Consider the following 864-nt stretch of genomic DNA (forward strand, 5'->3'; position numbering starts at 1 on the left):
TAGGTGGTGTGGACATTTAGCGGAGCCATAGGACGATGGCGGCGAGAGTAACGACGGCCCGATAGTTTCGGGCGGTCTTTTCGAAGCGGGTTGCGACGCGGCGGAACTGCTTGAGTTTTGAGAAGCAGCATTCCACGAGATGGCGCTGGGCATAGAGATGCTTGTCGAGCGGGTATTTGAGCGCACGTGAAGGGTTATTGGGGATGACGGCGATCGCGCCCTTGGCGGCGATGGCTTGGCGCAAGTGATCGGCGTCATAGGCTGTATCGGCGATGACGACCTCGGCGGGTAGTCCCTCGATCAATGCGGCGGCTTGCGGTGCATCGCCCTTCTGACCTGCGGTAAGCATGAACCGCACGGGACATCCCAAGCCGCGAACGGCCAGATGTATCTTGGTGCTCAGGCCCCCGCGCGAGCGGCCGATCGCTTGATCTTCCGCTTGATCTTCAGACCCCCTTTTTTGGCGCCGGCGGCGTGCTGATGCGCCCGAACGATAGTGGAATCGACGATCAGATATTCGAAGTCCGGATCGTCGGACATCGCCTCGAAGATCCGCCACCAGACACCTTTGATGCTCCATCGACTGAAGCGTCGGAACACGCTGTTCCAATCTCCAAACGCCTCTGGAAGATCACGCCAGGGAGAGCCGGTGCGCACGATCCAAAGCACGCCCTCCACGAACATCCGGTTGTCGCGGCCGGTCGAACCCTTCTGGTCAGGTCGGCCTATGATCAGCGGCGCCATCCGCTCCCACGCCGCGTCGCTCAAAACCAACCGATCCATCACACCCAAGACTGCCTCCCCAAAAGCAGTCTTGAATCTGATTTGCCCCTAAATGGGAATCCTTAGAGTCCACACCACCTA

At 59.6% G+C, this 864-nt stretch carries 1 pseudogene; it reads right to left on the minus strand.

Annotated elements, in window-relative coordinates:
- Positions 1-16: 16 nt before the first annotated feature.
- Positions 17-792, minus strand: a pseudogene (locus C7G61_RS42890) (IS5 family transposase).
- Positions 793-864: the final 72 nt, after the last annotated feature.

This window comes from Bradyrhizobium algeriense (assembly GCF_003062295.1).
Taxonomy (GTDB): Bacteria; Pseudomonadota; Alphaproteobacteria; order Rhizobiales; family Xanthobacteraceae; genus Bradyrhizobium; species Bradyrhizobium algeriense.